The following is a 17006-nucleotide window of genomic DNA, read 5'->3' on the forward strand; positions in this document are numbered from 1 at the left end:
ATCTTATCATTTCGCGCGTAAATTGGGCGTACCAGACTGGGGCATCGGCGCACCATCAACTATCACTCGCCGAAATAAATCAGGGGAAAATGTCGTTCTGATCAGAATATAAATCGCCAGAATCTTTCACCCGTTTCCGGTCGATGCCGGTCGCCGTATCGACTGCCGGCAGGGCCGTGTCAAAACGGAAGCAGCCCGAGCGGTTTGCACCGGTCGGGCTGCTTTTATTTCGCTGTCTTGTCAGGCGAATCAGCAAGGTGCCTGATCGACGTGGCTTACAGGGCGTCGAAGAACGCTTTCAAGCGCGCCATCGCTTCAACAATCCGTTCCTCCGATTCCGAACCAAAACACACGCGCAAATGGCCTTCGCCGGCATGACCGTAGAAGCTGCCGGCCTCCACGACCACGCGCGCTTCGACGAGAATGCGATCCGCGCACTCCTGCGCGCTCAACCCCGTCGCGGTGATGTCAGGGAACGCGTAGATCGTGCCTTCAGGACGAACGCACGTGACATTGCGCATCGTATTGAGGGCGTCCACCACGATGTCGCGCTTGGCTTTGTCGTCGTTCACCAGTTGCGCGAGCACGCTGCGCTCGCCGGTCACGGCGGCCAGCGCGCCGGCCTGAATGAAGGTATTGACGTGCGTGACGTCATTGGCGGTGATTTTCAGCAGACCCGGCATCACATCGGCGGGCGCGGCCATGAAGCCGATACGCCAGCCGTCCATCGCGAACGACTTGGTGAACGCAAACATCGAGATCGTGCGTTCCTTCATGCCGGGAATCGAGCCGATGCTGATGTGCTTCGCGTCGTCGTAGACGATCTCTTCGTAGACTTCATCGGAGAGCACCACGAGATCGTGGCGAATGGCGACATCCGCCAGAGCTTGCAACTCGTCGCGGCTGTAGACGCGGCCGGTCGGATTGGCGGGATTGACGATCACGATCGCCTTGGTACGCGGCGTGATGGCGGCTTCGATCGCGGCGGCGTCGATTGAAAAATTGTTAGCGCGGTCCAGATCGACGATCACCGGCTTGCCACCTGCCAGCTCGATTTTGCCGATGTGCTGCGGGTAATACGGCGCGAGCAGGATGACTTCGTCGCCTTCGTCGATCAACGCAAAAAAGGCGGCGAACGAGGCGTGGGTGAGCCCGTTGGTGACCAGAATATCGTCGGACGTCACGTCGAGGCGGTTGAATTCGCGCAGTTTGCCGGCCAGTGCTTCGCGCAGCGCGGGCAGTCCGCGCATGTCGCTGTAATGCACCTCGCCGCGCATCAGCGCGTCTGCGGCGGCCTGCTTGATCGGCTGCGGCGTGTCTGCGTGCGGGCAGCCGAGTTCCAGGTGAATCAGGTCGGTGGTATCGCCCGGCAGATTGCGGGCTTTCTCGTACATGCCGTACGATTTCTTCGACGTTTCGGTGATGCGTTTAGCGAGTTTCATATTCAGTTCCAGGGCGTTGCAACCCGCCGCCGCACAATGCGCGGGTACGAACCGGGTTGAGAAAATCAGGCAGGAAGCGGTGCCGGCGACAAATTAGACGGGCTTGTTTTCGCTGCTCGCCCAATTCGGCATCAGCGTATTGGTCGGCAGACTCTCGTCGATCATCTTGCGGGCCGTCTCGATCCCGGCGACGGGCAGGCCAGTCGGATCGAGTGCGCCGATCTGCACCAGCACCGACGCCTGGTCCCAGTAGATGTGCTCGTTGTAGAGCTTGTCGCCGCGAAAGCACACGACGGCCAGCATCGGAATCTCGAAGTATTTGCCGGTCGGCGCGAGTCCCGGCAACAGCCAGTCGATCTCGCGATCATGCGTCGCACAGAAAACGAATTCGTCGACGATACGATCCGTGCCGATCGTGCGCGAGATGGGAACAAGTCGGGTGTCGGCAGGATTCGCGTCGACGAAGTGATATTTATAAAAGCGTTTGAGCTGGTCGTGACCCACGCCGCCGGTCATCGTCGGTACATGGTTGACGTACGGCTCGGCCACCATGGTCGGCATGATCGCGTTCGAGTCGCGCGTGGCGAACTCGTAATAGCAGTGCTTTTCCCACAGCGCGTCGAGATCGTGAACCGGGCCGAGTACTTTGCGCAAGACGGCCAGCGTTCTCGAATAAGCCATCAGCGTGGCAGGTTTGTTGAAATGCTCGCGCTCGGGTGTCGCGAATGCATGATCGCAACCGGGATACACATATTGCTCGACCAGCGGCTGGCTCGCCAGCGCGCGCATGATCGTCTCGCGCGTGTCGAGCGGGCAGAACGCGTCGTCGCCGGCGAAGTGAAACACCATCGGGCACTGGATGCGCGGCACTTCGTCGAGAAAAGCGTCGAGCGCAACGCCGTAGTAGCTCACCGCGCAGTCGATCGAAGTACGCGCCGCGGCCAGCATCGCCAGCTTGCCGCCGAGGCAATAGCCGATGGCGCCGATTTTGCCCGCGTGTTCGGCTTGCGCACGCAAAGCCGTCATCGTCGATTCGACATCTCGCACCGCGAGGTCGAGGTCGATCTTCTCGTTGAATTGCAACGCCTTCGCAAAATCCTGCTCACCGTAACCGAGCACGACACCGGCTTCCATACGCCAGAACAGATCCGGCACCAGCACGACATAGCCTTCTTCGGCGAAGCGGTCGGCCATCGACTTCATATAGTCGTTGATGCCGAAAATTTCCTGCAACAGAATCAGCCCCGGTCCCGAACCTTGAGCCGGGGTGGCTTTGTAGGCGGCAAACGATTTGCCGTCGTGACTCGCTACTTCGATAAAACTTCCCATTCTTCCCTCGTCGATTCGCGTGAATGCCTGTAAGTACTTCGCGCCGTTTCGTCAGTCGGCCGTGGTGGCCGGTACGCCGATGATCTGCGCCTGAATCGTGGCGCGATCGGCTGCCAGCATCCGCGCAACGTCGTTAGCCATCTGACCGACGTACACTTCGCGCTCGCCGCCGTCGAGTGCGTCGAGCGTCGCATTCACGACTGCGTCGGTGGGCAGCTTGTCGCCTTCGTAACCGCGGCTCATGTCGGTATCGATGGCGCCGGGCATGACGGCGAACACACGCACTCCATGCGGCGCGAGTTCCGCGTCGAGACCTTCGGTCAAGCGCAAGGCGGCGGCCTTCGACGCACACAGCGTGGTCATTGGCGCGAGCGTGACCCGCGCGAGGATCGACAGAATGTTGACCATGGCGCCGCGCGAGGCGATCAGATGCGGCGAAAATGCCTTTGCCATGGACAACGTGCCGAAATAATTGACCTCCATCTCCCTGCGCGCGTCGTCGGGTTGCGTCGCCGAGAGCGCGCTTGCCTGGACATTGACGCCGGCGTTGTTGATCAGCAAGGTGACGTCGTCGGCGATGCGCGCGGCCGTTTCGACCTGCGTCGGATCGGTCACGTCGAGCTGTATCGGCACGACGCGGCTGTCGGGGTGCGCCACGTCGGCGGCAGGCCGGCGCGTGGCGGCATAAACTTTTCCGGCGCCTCGCGCGAGCAGAATGTCGACGAATTTCGCGCCGAGGCCGCGATCGGCGCCGGTTACGAGTGCGACGGTGTGTTTATCGATCGTCATCGTGTGGAAGGTGAGTCAAGGTGGTCGGGTATGGCGTCGGCGTCAGATGATGTGAAAGACGTCGACGCTGACGGCGAGCTGCGCGGCGAGGTAATCGGCATCTTCAGGCAGCATCCAGCGTTGTTCGACCAGGTTTGCCGCGGCCGCGAGCAGTGCTTCGCGCCAGTTCTCTTCGCTGCCGTAGCGCGCCTCGAACGACGCTCGCAAATCACGCGGGCTGGCCACGCCGTCGCGTATGAACGGAATGTACGAGCCATAGACGCTGTACAAACCGCCCGGCGCGTAACCGGTTGCCCGCAATGCCCAGCCCGCATGGGTCCCGAGCGGCACTTCGACAAACGGATGCCGGATGCCGGTCGAACCGTTGCCGTCTTCATCGACGGCAGGCACGAAGACCGGGTAACGCGCGCCTTCGCGCGGCGGCACGACGCTGTGATCGAGCAGCCGGAGTTCATTGATCACGCCGGGACCGTCGAGTCCCGTCGTGTCTTCGAAATGTTCAGCAAATTGCGCGAGGGTCCACCATCCACCGTTCGCATGCGAAGGAAATGCGCTTGCCGGCGGCTCGATGCCCTCGGCGACCCAACGGCGCATGGCGACGAGCAACGCGCGCAGTGTGGCGCCATAGGTGAGCGGGTTGGTGGCGTATTGCACGACCGGTGAACCCGGCAGTGGGTAATCGCCGTGCGCAATTCCGGTGACCAGGTAGAGCCGTACGTCGGGATCGGCGGCCAGGTCGCGTCCTTCGCAGTCGGTGGCAACCAGCGACGCGCGAGCGGACCAGACTTCGGAGTCCGTGTCCATGTGCATCAGCTTGGGCACCGTGCCTGATGCGCGGGCCTTGGCAAAGATGCCGTCGGTCCGGCCGCTGATCGGATCGCTCAACGTCTGGTAGGCGAACGGAAATTGATCGCCGGGAAAGCTGTGGTCTTCGTGCTGACGCGAATAGCGGCCGGGTTGCGAAAACGGCGCGTTGACCCAGGCGCGGCGTGAACCGGAAATGATCGGCACCGCGCCGTCGAAAACGATTTTCGAGTCGAGGCTTTCGTTGAATCCCTGATAGATGAAGTCGCGCAGCACGCGTCCGCTTTGCGACAGACCGAAGCCTAGCGCATGCATCGACTGACCACCGACCGGTGCGAGCGGATTCGGCGTGCCTTCGCTGTCCTGCGTTTCGTATTTGAGGAACGCCATGACATCGCGCACGCTGGCATAGCCGAGGCCCATCACGACGGGGTCTTGTGCGTCGTAGATGAATTCGAAAATCGCGCCGCGGTCGAGCTGGCAATCGGGCAGCCGGTCGATCTGGATCCGGTTGCGATCGAGAAAACGCCACTGGATTCCCGTTGCCGCGACGCGCGGGTCACGCTCGTTCTGCCGTGCGGTGAGGGTGGCGCGCGACGCGTCCGTGCTGGCCGCCGGATACGACAACGTGAGCACGTAGCTGTGCGGATCGAGTTCCTGGACGATTGCGCCGCGAATGGAGTCGGGCGCGTCGAGCACGAACTCTTCCCAGCCTTTACCGACAATCGGTTCGCCGTCGTGTGTCGCGACCGGGAACTGCGCGAGCATACGACCGCCGCCGGGCTCGACGTTGCCTTGCCATGCGGTCCAGACGATCGAATAGCCTTCGTGCATCAGAAAGCCGTTGCCGATGTCCCCAGGCTGCGTCGGCAACGCGACCACTGGTGCGTTGTTGATCCGCACGACGCCACGCTGCGTGCCGCGATTGAGCCATTCGTAAAACATCCAGCCATTACCGCGGGCGAGGTCGACGGGCTTGTAGATATGAAAGTCGACGCTGTATTCGACCAGGCCGTTTGCCGCGCGCGGCGCGTGTGCCAGGTTGGCGATGTCGCGGTTGAGCGGTGCGTCCGGGTCGATCTCGCAATGGGCGCGTCCCGAGAGCAGTTCATAACTCCCGACGCATCCGGCCTTGCCGAATGTCATGCCGTCGAATACCGGCTGACGCGAGAGGATTTCCAGTTTTTTAACGCCTGGCATTAACGGTTCTCCAGCCTTCAGGGTTGCGCGACGATACGCAGATAGGGACGCAGTACTTGCACCCCGGCAGGGTACATCTGCTCCGCTTTGTCCTGAGCGAGCGACGGCGGCAGCATCACCGGGTCACCGTCGTTCCACGTCGAGGACGTCGCAACGCGCTTGTTTGCAGTGAGCTGCACGGCTTTCAGCGTCCGCAGGATTTCGCTGAAGCTGCGGCCGTTCGTCACCGGATACGTGAGCGTCATGGCGATACGACGATCCGGCGCAATCAGATGAGCCGAGCGCAGCAATGAGACCTGCGATGCGTGCGGGTCGAGCAAGCCGAGCAGTGCGGGAATCTCGCCGGTCGGATCGTTGATCAACGCAAACGACGGCGTGCATTCGAGCATTTCACGCAAGTCGCCGAGCCATGCCGACACCATGTCCGGCTGATCGACCGACACGCCGAGCACGCGGGCGCCGCAGCGCTCGAATTCGGCGTGCAATTGCTCCAGAGCGGCGAATTCGGTGCTGCAGGTCGGCGACATGGCTTTGAACGCGAAGACGAGCGCCCAGCCGTCGCCGAGCCAGTCGGAAAAATTCAGGGGGCCTTGGCTCGATACGGCTTCGAACTCGGGCAACACGGATCCAACGGAGAGCGTCATGCGGAGTGTCCTGTCCAGTCGCTCAGGGCTGGCCGGGTGAGGCCGCTGCTAACCCATCACGATGAAAATAATTTGATCAAATGATCGTTGATGCGAGTTTCGCTGGGTAAAAAAGGCCTGTCAAGCCATTTATTGGCGATCCACGTGAACGGGGAGGCAATCGCGCACGCTCAAAAATGACCGCTTGCGCAATGAATAATTATTTGATCAAATGATTTCAATCGTGAGCAGGGGACGGTGACGACCCAGCGGCACAGGTGAAATCAAGTGGAGAAACCATGAGTTCCAGAAGCATCGTCGTGGCGGAAGTGCGCAGCGGTCTGCAGGTCCGTTTCCAATTGCTCGAGCAGCAGGCGCCGGAGAGCACAGAATTCCTGTGGGACCTGCTGGCCACGCCGCGCGAGATGCCGGCCATTCACGCCATGTGGACCGGACCGGAGATTTCCTGCCCGATCCCGACCGATATGATCGACCCGGAACGCAACGCTCGCGCGTTGGCGCCGGAAAACGCCACGGTCACGCCGCAAGCGGGCGACCTGGTGCTCGCTTACGTTCCCGCAAAAATGTGGGGTGGCAATCCGCAGCCGGTGTTCGATCTCGGCTTCTTTTACGGTCCGGGCGGTCGCATGTTGTTCCCGATCGGCTGGCTGGCGGGCAACGTCGTGGCGCGCGTCGATCGTGATGACCTCGACGCGCTTGCGAAAGGCTGCGCGGCGATTCGCCGTGCCGGTGCCTGCACGCTCAGTCTGTCGAGGGCGTAAATGGCTTCGCATGTTCCAGGGCGGGCGCTTCGGCAAAACTACTGGCCCACCGCGGCCGGTACGTTCGCTTCGTTTTCACGGCTTGACAAGGACATCGATTGCGACGTGGTCGTGATCGGCGCGGGCATCATGGGACTCAACGCGGCGCTCGAACTGGCCGTGCGAGGCGTCAACGTGGCCGTCGTCGAGGCTGAACATCCGGCCGCGGCGGCGTCGGGCCGCAATGGCGGGCTGGTTGTCCCGAGCCTGCCGCGTGTGGGTCCGCTCGACGTGGTGAGGCTGCTCGGCGATCGCTATGGGCCGGAGCTGGTGCGGCTCGTCGCTGACGGCGCGCAAACCGTGTTCGACACGATAGAGCGCTATCAGTTGAAATGTGACGCGGTGCAGGGCGGCTGGATCAATCCCGCGCACGCGGCGGAACTGGTGGACGGCTTGCAGTCGCGCGTGACCGCATGGCAGCGGGCGGGTTCGCGGGCGCACTGGCTCAATGCGGCCGCCGCGAGAGAACGGATCGGCAGCAAGACGTTTCATGGCGCGCTTTACGACCCGAGCGGTGGCCACCTCAATCCATACGGCTATACGCAGGAGTTGGCGCGCGTGGCTGCGGAGAAGGGCGTGCGGCTTTTCTGCGAGTCTCCGGTGTCGCGCGTCGAATCGAATGGCGGTCGCCATGTCGTGCACACACCGAACGGTTCGGTGACGGCCAACACCATCCTTCAATGTACGAACGCGATGCAGGCGGGTACGCGTCCGCTGACGCCGGCCGTTGCGCGCAGCTTCGTACCGTTGACCGTGTTTCAACTGGCGACGCAAATCATTCCCGTCGACGTGCGTCGTTCGATGCTCAAAGGCGACGAAGCGCTGTCCGATACGCGAAACAACCTGTTCGCGGTGCGCTTCACGGCGGACGGACGAATCGTGACTGGCGGCATGGCGCCGGTGTCGCAATGGCTGGCGGAGCCGCGTTTGTTGCGCTCGCTGGCGCGGCGCATGGAACGCATTTTCCCGCAGCTGGACGAGGTGAAATTCGACTTCATCTGGAGTGGCGGCGCGGCATTGACGCCCGACTTCCTGCCTCGTCTTTTCGAGGTCGGCAAAAACTGGTTCGCGCCTTTGGGATGCAACGGTCGCGGCATTGCAATGACCACTTCTCTGGGACAGCGTCTGGCGTCCTACGTGGTGGATCGCGATCCGGATATTTTGCCGCTCCCAATGACGTCCGCCGCGCCGATCAAGGCGCATGCGTTCGCGCGTTACGCCCCGCAGTTGCTGTTGCCGGTCGGTATCTTGCAGGACGCGATGCGTCGCTAGTCACCCGCAGCCGATATCAATCTGACGCGCGCGTATTCAGATCTTCATGGTTGCCTGCGTGCTACGCGCATAGTGTGGAGAGTGCGATGCGGAAGCAGTCTCCACACGATGCGCGACCTTCGACAACCGGCGAACCCACGCGTGCCGGTGGGCTACGTTTGATCAATTAGTTTGAATTGCCCGTTTGACGCGAGCGGTACGGCCGGTGTTATGGCGCGACTGCGGATGGTCAGGATGGCCAATCCGCGGAATGAGCGCTATACAACACGTCGAACAAGGCCTTTTTCGCGCATCGCTGTAATTTGCTTGACAGCTCAATTTTGCCCACAAAAAATCAGTCTCGATCACATAATTATTTGATCAAATATTTTTGGCGAAGCAGAATCAAGGCAAGCCGGAACGATCCGGCGTCGTCAGGCTCGCAACTGGAAAGGGGATTGTCGTGTCGGGTACAAACGAATTCAAAACGGGTTGGGGCATCATTCTCGCTGCAACGATCGGCATCGGCACCAGCCTGACGACGATGGCGTCGTACAGCGCGGGCGTCTTCCTGCCGTCGCTGACGAAGACTTTCGGTTGGGCCGATTCACAGGTCATGCTCACGTTCATGATCCTGTTCTTCGGTTCGAGCCTCGTGGGGCCCTACATCGGCACGCTCGCTGATCGGGTCGGGCCGCGCAAGATCGTGCTGGCGTCCGTGTTCGGCCTTGCAATTGGCTGGATGCTGCTGGCCTTCACCAATGGCTCGATCGCGATGTTCTACCTCACCTACGCGGTGATCACGCTGCTAGGCGCGGGTACGTTGCCTGTCACGTGGACCAAGAGCGTCGTCGTGCATTTCAAGAAGCATCGCGGCATTGCGCTCGGCATCTGTCTGGTCGGCACCGGCATTTTCGGCGCACTGATCAAGCTCTACACCTTTCACATGATGGCGCTGTTCGGCTGGCGGCTCGCGTACGTGTGTCTCGGCGCGTTCCTGCTGGTGATCACGCTGCCCGTCGCTTTCATCTTCTTCCGTGAACCGAAAGTCGATGCCGCCAACGCCACCGTTGCGACCGCCGACGCGTCGGCCACGATTCCCGGTTTGGCCTTCAAACAGGCATTGAAGACGCCGGCATTCTGGTTGCTGACCGCGAGTTTCTTCCTGCTCTCACTCGCACTCGCCGGCATCGCGCCGAATCTCGAACGCTTCTGGACGCGCTCGGGATTCAGCATGAGCGACGCAGTGAGCATTGCATCGTGGTACGGCATCGGTATCGTCATTGGCCGTCTGCTGACGGGCTGGTTCCTCGATCGTATGTGGGCGCCGGTTGTCGTTTTCTGCATGCTGTTGCCTTGCGCCTTGTCGTTCGTATTGCTCGCGCACGGTGTGACGAGCTTCTGGGTGGCGTCTCTGCTCGTGCTGGTCGTGGGTACGTCGTCGGGTGTCGAATACGATGCGCTTGCGTATCTGGTGTCGCGTTACTTCGGCATGCGTGCGTACAGTGCAATCTACGGCGGCGTGTTCATTGGTTTTGCGGTCGGTGCGGGGTTGGGACCGTTTTCGTTCAGCAAACTGCTGACCATGCTCAACGGTTATGACGCAGTATTGCTGATCAATGCGGTCGTGGTCGTCGCTGGCGCGGGCGTGCTGCTTCTGCTGGGTGGCTATCCCCGCTTTGCCGGGATGGGCGATGAAACGCGGCCTGCTTCCAAACCGCTGTTTCAACCCAAAGTTTCAGGCGAAGCGAAGTAAGGCTCGCGAGTCATCTGTAATAGGAGTTTCTGTGGCACATACGATCGAATCTGTACCCATTCTTTCTTCCAGTCCCGGCACACAGCGTACGGTGAAGGTGCACCGGATCGGCAAACCCGGTGCGCGTCCGAAAGCCTATTTTCAGGCAGCGTTACACGCCAACGAAACGCCCGGACTGCTGATCGGCCACCATCTGCTGGACCTCGCGCTCGCTGCCGAGCGTGCCGGCAAGTTCAAAGGCGAACTGGTGATCGTGCCGTTTGCGAATCCGATCGGTTTGTCGGATAACGTGCTGGGGAATCAGATTGGTCGTGAGGCACTCGACGGCGGCGGAAACTACAACCGCGGCTGGCCCAGTCTGAGCGCGGGCGTAGCCTCACGCGTCGAAGGCAAACTCGGCGCCGATGTCGAAGCGAATAAAGCGGTGATTCGAGCGGCCTTGAAAGAGACGCTCGATGCACTGAAGCCCGCTAACGAAGTGCAGTCGCTTCAGACCACGCTGCTCAAACTCGCGATCGACGCGGATTTCGTCGTCGACTCGCATTCCGAACTGGTTGCTATTGCGGGAATGGTCGTGGCGCCCTGGTGCGAGACGATGCTCGATCCGTTCGTTGCCGAGATCAATCCCGGCCTCGTTCATGTGACGGACACACCGGTATTGTTCGACGGTACATGCAGCAAACCATGGCATGACCTGGCAAAGCAATTCGGCGATCGTTTTCCTGTTCCGCAAGGCAACGTCAGCGTCACGATCGAAATGCGCGGCACGGCGGATGTGTCGGACGAACTCGCGCGTGGCGATGCGCAAGCGATCTTCCGTCATCTCGCGCGAATCGGCGTGGTGGAAGGGGAGTTCGACACGAATGCAAAGTGGGCGGGCGAGAAGACCCCTCACGAAGCGATTTCGATGATGCGCACGCCGGTGGGCGGCGTGATCGTTTATCCGTTTCCGTTAGGGACGGACGTGAAGGCGGGCGACGTCATTGCAGAGATCGTCGACCCTGCCGCGGACGATCCCGCGTCGGCTCGCACGCAGATACGTGCGGTGCGGCCCGGCAGGCTCTACGCTGCCGTGTCCAATCGTCTGGTGCGTCCGAACGATATCGTCATCAAGATCGCGGCGAATGAATTTTAGAGTGTGAATGGGCAGGAATACAGCGGCCGTTCAAGAGCGAAACTCATGAACGGCCGCTGTGATATCGACGAAGGCGCACCACGGCAGCATCCGGCGACAAGTCGCTTTACACGACAGCCTTCTGTTCCCCGGCAGCCTGCTCGCGCACGCGACGGGCTTCGTCGCGCAGGAACTGCTGGTAGTCGTCCAGGTCGCCGTCGAAAGGCTCGACGCCGCCCTTGGTAACGAGCCAGAACTCGTCGCAGACCGTGCGCAGCAGCGACCGGTCGTGACTGACCAGCAGCACCGTGCCTTCGAATTCGTTGAGTGCCATACCGAGCGCTTCGCGTGTGGCGAGGTCGAGGTGGTTGGTCGGCTCGTCGAGCAGCAGCAGGTTGGGGCGCTGCCACACGATCATGCACAACACCAGCCGCGCTTTTTCGCCACCGCTCATCGTGCCGACCGCCTGGTGGACCATGTCGCCACTGAAGCTGAAGGTGCCGAGGAAGGTGCGAAGCGATTGTTCGGTCCCGCTCTGGCCCGGCGCCCGCATCTGCGCCGGCGTGTCTTTCGCGAGGCGGATCATGTGTTCCAGCGGCGTGTCGAGCGGGCGCAGCACGTCGAGTTCCTGCTGGGCGAAGTAGCCGATGTTCAGGCCCTTGCCTTCGCTGATTTCGCCGGCGATCGGCGCCAGCTCGTGCGCCACCGTTTTCACCAGCGTGGACTTGCCCTGACCGTTGGCGCCGAGAATGCCGATGCGCTGCCCTGCCAGTACCGAACGATTAATGCCGCGCACGATCACCGTCGGCGGCGTGCCCGGCGGCGCGTCGGTCGGCGCCGGATAGCCGAAGCTCGCGTCGAGCATCGACAACAGCGGGTTCGGGACGTTGAGCGGCTCCTTGAACTCGAAGGTGAACTCGGCGTCGGCGAGCACGGGAGCGATCTTCTCCATGCGTTCGAGGGCCTTGACCCGGCTTTGCGCCTGCTTTGCCTTCGAGGCTTTGGCCTTGAAACGGTCGATGAATTTCTGCAGGTGAGCGATCTTGTCCGCTTGCCGGGCGACTGCCGCTTGCTGCAAGACGAGTTGCTCGGCGCGCATCTCTTCGAATTTGCTGTAGTTGCCGCCGTAACGCACGAGCTTGGCGTTATCGACGTGCACCGTCACCTGGGTCACCGCGTCGAGAAATTCGCGATCGTGGCTGATCACGACCAGCGTTCCCTGATAGCGCTTGAGCCACGCTTCCAGCCAGACCAGCGCATCGAGGTCCAGGTGATTGGTCGGTTCGTCGAGCAGCAGCAAATCGGACGGGCACATGAGCGCGCGCGCCAGTTGCAGCCGCATACGCCAGCCGCCGGAGAAGCTGTTGACCGGATGGCTCAGCTGCGCAGCACTGAAGCCGAGGCCCAGAATCAAGGCCTGGGCGCGTGCGGGCGCATCGTGTGCACCAGCATCGTGCAGGGCCATGTAGGCGTGCGCCATGCGCATGCCGTCGTCGTCGGCCTCAGCGGCGGCCACTTCTTCCTGCGCGGCGAGCAATGCCGTGTCGCCTTCGATAACGAAGTCGGTCGCGCTCTGCTCGGTCTCCGGCATGTCCTGCGCGACCTGACCCATCCTCCACGCTGCGGGAATCGAGAATTCGCCGCTGTCTTCGTGCAGCGTGCCGTTGAGAAGGCCGAAAAACGACGACTTGCCGGCGCCATTCCGGCCAACGAGGCCGATTTTTTCGCCAGGAGTGAAGGTGACGGACGCGCGGTCGAGTACGACATTGACGCCGCGGCGCAGGGTGACATTACGGACGGAAATCATAAGGAGCTACTTCGGAGAGGATAGGCATGATAGCCGACCGGACCCGCGGGCAGCCCTTTTTCCGGGCCCAACGCGTAAAGAACGGCCTTCGGTTGACGCGGATTCCGGCCGCAAAATTGGATGCACGGGGCGGTCGGCTGCGAGCGCGCAGAAGAGACAGGGAGTGTCGGCTTCTGGCGCGAAAGCGCCGGAATGGCTGAGCGCTTCCCGGTTCAGCCTTTCCAATCATCGACGGCAGCTTTGCGGCAGGCGAGGCAAATGCGTGTTCCCGTGCAGTGTCGCACGTTCGGCTAAAGCGTGCTTCGCTATCCTTCGCCAGTCATATCCAATTTCCAAATGGCAATTTGCCATGGCGAGGCGGGCACATAAGATGTCCGTCTTTAAGTTCGATTTCTGCCATGCCCCGCCAAATCCGCTTCAACGCTTTCATGATGAATTGCGCCGTACACCTCGCACCGGGGCAATGGACTGCGGCGCAAGATCAATCGGTCGGTTACGTTGACACCAGATACTGGGTCGAACTGGCAAAGCTGCTCGAAGAAGGATTGTTCGACAGCCTGTTTCTCGGCGACGTGATCGGCATCTACGACGTATTCGCCGGAAACGCGCAAGCGGCATTGCGCACGGCCGCCCAGGTGCCGATGAACGACCCCGCCGTCCTCGTCCCGCTGATGGCGCATGCAACGAAGCATCTGGGTTTCGGTGTGACGGTATCGGTCGCATACGAAGCGCCGTATCTGCTGGCACGCCGCTTCAACACGCTCGATCATCTCAGCGGTGGGCGCGTCGCATGGAATATCGTCACGTCGTATTTGCAGAGCGGCGCACGCAGTCTCGGCGATACAGCGTTGCGGGCGCATGACGATCGTTACGATCGCGCCGATGAGTTTCTCGACGTCTGCTACAAATTGTGGGAAGGCAGTTGGGAAGAGGGCGCCGTATTGCGCGATCGCGAAAGCGGCCTCTACGCCGATCCTGACCGCGTTCACTCCATCACCCATCGCGGCCGCTACTTCGAGATGGACGGCATTTTCCAGTGTGAACCTTCGCCCCAACGCACGCCGCTGTTGTTTCAGGCTGGCGGCTCCGAGCGCGGCACACGCTTCGCAGCCCGACACGCCGAATGTATTTTTCTCGGTGCACCGACGCGTAATGGCCTACGGAAAGCTGCGCAAAGCGCACGGGCCGCGCTGGCCGATGCGGGGCGCGCGCCGGATAGCGCGAAGCTGTTCGCCATGCTGACCGTGATCGTCGACGAAACAGCTGACCAGGCGCAGGCCCGCTACGCCGACTATCGTGCGCGCGCGAGTTACGAGGGCGCGCTGGCACTGCTGTCGGGTTGGACGGGGATCGATCTGTCGCGCTATCAACCGGACGACACGCTCACCTACGTCGACACAGACGCCGGCCAGTCGGCGCTCGCCTCGTTCAGCAAGCTCGACCCCGACAAAGTCTGGACGGTACGCGATGCCGTCGAGTTTGTCGCGATCGGCGGACGCGGTGCGGTGGTCGTGGGCGACGCATCAGAGGTCGCCGACGAACTGCAGGCGATTGTCGAGGAAACGGGCATCGACGGATTCAACCTGACGTGGGTGGAATCGCCGCGCACGTTCCGCGACATCGTGCGTTATCTCGTGCCTGAGTTGCAGCGCCGAGGCGCGTACAAAACCGCGTACGTCGACGGCACGCTCAGGGAAAAGCTGCTCGGCGCTGACCGTTATCTGAGCGCGCCGCATATCGGCGCGAGCTATCGGCGTTCAACTCGCTGAGTGTTCACCGCGCTCGCGCAACGCATATCGTTCAATCAGGCGTCCGTGAATGCGCTTGCGACGTGAAGCGTGTGTGCATATACAGCGCCGGCACGTAAAACCACGACGATCGCGTAGGCTTCGTCCAGCGCTTCGCCAGGTTCGTCCGCGTCGAGTGCACGTTGATGGAAGAACTCGCGGCGTCCTTCGTTCCCTTGCGCATAGGCGACCGCCGCCGCAACGACGGACACGAAGCCGGGTTTGAGGTCGTCGGTGTTCAACACGGATCGCAGAAAATCAGCCCTTGCCGACGCGATCGCCTTACCGGCCAGATGTGCTTCGTCGTCGAACGTGAAGCCCTCGTTACCGGCGGAAAGTACTGTGCTGCCGAGCGATTCCAGCGCGGCCGTGATATAGCTGACGGCGAATGCCTCCTGCTCGGACGCACCGCATTTGCGCGCCAGCTCCGCATGATGCTCGATGCAGAACGCGCAACGCGTCACCTGCGCAACAGCGACGGCCACCAGATGTTTGTCTTTCTCTGACAAGTGTCCGCTGCGCCACACGGGCGCGGACAAGGCGCGAAAGGCCTTCGGGCCTGCGTGTTTGCGTTCGAGGGCGCCAAGCAGGCGCGCTTCGTCTGTATGCGTAGAATTTTGAGTCATCGGTTTCTCTATCTGTACTGTTGTCGATCAGCGCGAGCCTGCAACGCTCACCTGCTCCGTGACACCGGAGACTGCAGGAGATGCGTTCCGCCGTGCGGGGTCGGCCGCAGCGAGCACGGCGATCAGGCTGACCAGTCCGAGTGCCGAGATATACGCGCAGATCAGCCACGGCGCGCCGTTTCCTGCCGCGAGTAAAGCGGCCGCGACAAACGGCGTCAGTCCGCCCGACAGCAGCGTGCCGATCTGATAGCCCAGCGAGATACCGGTGTAACGCACCTCGACTGGGAATTGTTCGGCAAACCATGCTGCGCCGGGCGCGTAAATAGCGGCATCGAAGATCGCCAGTTCGATCGCATACACGAGCGGGAGATAGTACAGGTTGCCGTGATCGAGGAACCAGAAGAACGGCCAAACCAGCAAGCTGATTCCAACGACCGCCCAGATTGCGGGGCGACGTCGGCCGATGCGATCAGACAACGCGGCCCAGAGCGGTGTCGCGATAACGGCGAAGATCGAACCGATGATCACCGCGCTCAGCGCAGCCGATGCACCGCCGCGTTTCATGTTGAGATAGCTGATCGCGTAGGTCGTCACGATGGCATACATCGCGGGTTGAAGGAGGCGCAGGCCGATCGTGACGAAGAGCGCGCGTCGATGATGACGCAGCACTTCGGCCACGGGCACGCGGTGTACACGGCCTTCGGCTTTGACGGCGACGAACGGTGCCGGCTCGTCGATACGTGCTCGCACGAACACGCCGATCGCAACCAGCACGACGCTGAACAGGAACGGCAAGCGCCAGCCCCATGCGGAAAATGCGTCGGGTGTCAGCGATGAGCGCACGATCAGAAACGTCGCCGACGCGAGCAACATGCCGGCTGCGGAGCCGGCCTGTGTGAACGATCCAAGCAGGCCACGTGAGCGTGGCCGTGCATGCTCGACGGCAAGCAGCGAAGCGCCGCCCCATTCCGCGCCCGTGGCCACGCCCTGAAGGAGCCGCAGCAGCACGAGTAGCGCAGTGGCGAGCAGGCCCGCTTTCGCGTAACTGGGCAGCAATCCCGTCAACACGGTGGCGATACCCATCAGCACGAGCGAGAACACCAGCACCTGCTTGCGTCCGAGACGATCGCCGAAGTGTCCCGCAAAGACAGCGCCAAGTGGCCGCGCGAAAAAGCCGACGCCATATGCAGCGAACGCGCCGAGGATGCCGGTCAACGGATTAGTCGACGGCGGAAAAAACGTGTGACTGAAGATAAGTGCGGAAGCCGTACTGTAGATATAGAAGTCATACCACTCGACGGTCGTGCCGATGAAGGCAGCGAAGCCGACGCGTTTCGAATTGGAGTGCGCGGGGGAGGTGACAGGCTGGACGTTCGACATGAAGACAATAACCCGAATGCAGGCAAGTTTAGCGAACGTCTGTTTTACACTGGTTATTCGGAATGGCTAACGATATCGAATGCTTTGCTATTGCGTTAACGTGATAAGAGGGTGAGGGCGCCCTTTTGGGGAAGAAGATCGGGCGAGCGACGCGCAATATATTGGGCGAAGTTCGCCATACAATGATTGACAATAAGGCCCTTCGAAACATGAGGTTAAAAGCTCGTAAATACGATCGCTGACGACAAGGGAGCTTCTGCAGGCATGAATGGAGGAT

The 17006-nt window shown here is 61.5% G+C and carries 14 protein-coding genes; 5 read left to right on the top strand and 9 right to left on the bottom strand.

The window, feature by feature from the left end:
- Positions 1-79: 79 nt before the first annotated feature.
- The 6 genes from P3T18_RS03450 to P3T18_RS03475 all read right to left on the bottom strand — a co-directional run bounded on the left by P3T18_RS03450 (position 80) and on the right by P3T18_RS03475 (position 6208).
- Positions 80-256 carry a hypothetical protein gene (locus tag P3T18_RS03450; protein WP_429298503.1) on the bottom strand — a complete coding sequence of 59 codons (177 nt, stop codon included), beginning with the start codon at positions 254-256 and terminating at the stop codon, positions 80-82.
- Between the two features lie 19 nt (positions 257-275).
- Positions 276-1442 (bottom strand): pyridoxal phosphate-dependent aminotransferase, encoded by a 1167-nt coding sequence (locus tag P3T18_RS03455; RefSeq protein ID WP_429298504.1) that lies wholly within the window; start codon positions 1440-1442, stop codon positions 276-278.
- Positions 1443-1535: 93 nt separating this feature from the next.
- Entirely contained in the window at positions 1536-2771 is a 1236-nt protein-coding gene (locus tag P3T18_RS03460; protein WP_429298505.1) for a dienelactone hydrolase family protein, read from the bottom strand.
- 51 nt (positions 2772-2822) lie between these two features.
- The gene (locus P3T18_RS03465) at positions 2823-3560 is read right to left on the bottom strand and encodes an SDR family NAD(P)-dependent oxidoreductase (protein ID WP_429298506.1); all 738 of its coding nucleotides are present in this window, start codon (positions 3558-3560) and stop codon (positions 2823-2825) included.
- Positions 3561-3602: 42 nt separating this feature from the next.
- A complete protein-coding gene (locus tag P3T18_RS03470; protein WP_429298507.1) occupies positions 3603-5564 on the bottom strand; it encodes an alpha/beta hydrolase domain-containing protein in 1962 nt (653 codons plus the stop codon).
- Positions 5565-5581: 17 nt separating this feature from the next.
- Positions 5582-6208 carry a redoxin domain-containing protein gene (locus P3T18_RS03475; protein ID WP_429298508.1) on the bottom strand — a complete coding sequence of 209 codons (627 nt, stop codon included), beginning with the start codon at positions 6206-6208 and terminating at the stop codon, positions 5582-5584.
- A 278-nt stretch (positions 6209-6486) separates the two neighbouring features.
- Between P3T18_RS03475 and P3T18_RS03480 the strand changes: the two genes are divergently transcribed.
- The 4 genes from P3T18_RS03480 (at position 6487) to P3T18_RS03495 (ending at position 11150) form a co-directional block, all read left to right on the top strand.
- Positions 6487-6969: a DUF3830 family protein gene (locus P3T18_RS03480; RefSeq protein ID WP_429298509.1), complete on the top strand. Its 483-nt coding sequence runs from the start codon at positions 6487-6489 to the stop codon at positions 6967-6969.
- Complete coding sequence (locus tag P3T18_RS03485) at positions 6970-8280, top strand: NAD(P)/FAD-dependent oxidoreductase (RefSeq protein WP_429298510.1); 1311 nt, start codon at positions 6970-6972, stop codon at positions 8278-8280. It abuts the gene before it with no gap.
- 442 nt (positions 8281-8722) lie between these two features.
- Complete coding sequence (locus P3T18_RS03490) at positions 8723-10015, top strand: MFS transporter (RefSeq protein ID WP_429298511.1); 1293 nt, start codon at positions 8723-8725, stop codon at positions 10013-10015.
- Positions 10016-10046: 31 nt separating this feature from the next.
- Positions 10047-11150: a succinylglutamate desuccinylase/aspartoacylase family protein gene (locus P3T18_RS03495; protein ID WP_429298512.1), complete on the top strand. Its 1104-nt coding sequence runs from the start codon at positions 10047-10049 to the stop codon at positions 11148-11150.
- 106 nt (positions 11151-11256) lie between these two features.
- Here the strand turns inward: P3T18_RS03495 and P3T18_RS03500 are convergent, their stop codons facing one another.
- The gene (locus tag P3T18_RS03500) at positions 11257-12936 is read right to left on the bottom strand and encodes an ABC-F family ATP-binding cassette domain-containing protein (protein ID WP_429298513.1); all 1680 of its coding nucleotides are present in this window, start codon (positions 12934-12936) and stop codon (positions 11257-11259) included.
- A gap of 398 nt (positions 12937-13334) precedes the next feature.
- Here P3T18_RS03500 and P3T18_RS03505 point away from each other — a divergent pair, with 398 nt between their 5' ends.
- A complete protein-coding gene (locus P3T18_RS03505; RefSeq protein WP_429298514.1) occupies positions 13335-14705 on the top strand; it encodes an LLM class flavin-dependent oxidoreductase in 1371 nt (456 codons plus the stop codon).
- Between the two features lie 35 nt (positions 14706-14740).
- Here the strand turns inward: P3T18_RS03505 and P3T18_RS03510 are convergent, their stop codons facing one another.
- The gene (locus P3T18_RS03510) at positions 14741-15349 is read right to left on the bottom strand and encodes a carboxymuconolactone decarboxylase family protein (protein WP_429298515.1); all 609 of its coding nucleotides are present in this window, start codon (positions 15347-15349) and stop codon (positions 14741-14743) included.
- A 27-nt stretch (positions 15350-15376) separates the two neighbouring features.
- On the bottom strand, positions 15377-16729 hold the full coding sequence (locus P3T18_RS03515; protein WP_429298516.1) for an MFS transporter: 1353 nt from the start codon (positions 16727-16729) through the stop codon (positions 15377-15379).
- Positions 16730-17006: the final 277 nt, after the last annotated feature.

This window comes from Paraburkholderia sp. GAS199, from assembly GCF_050436585.1.
Classification (GTDB): domain Bacteria; phylum Pseudomonadota; class Gammaproteobacteria; order Burkholderiales; family Burkholderiaceae; genus Paraburkholderia.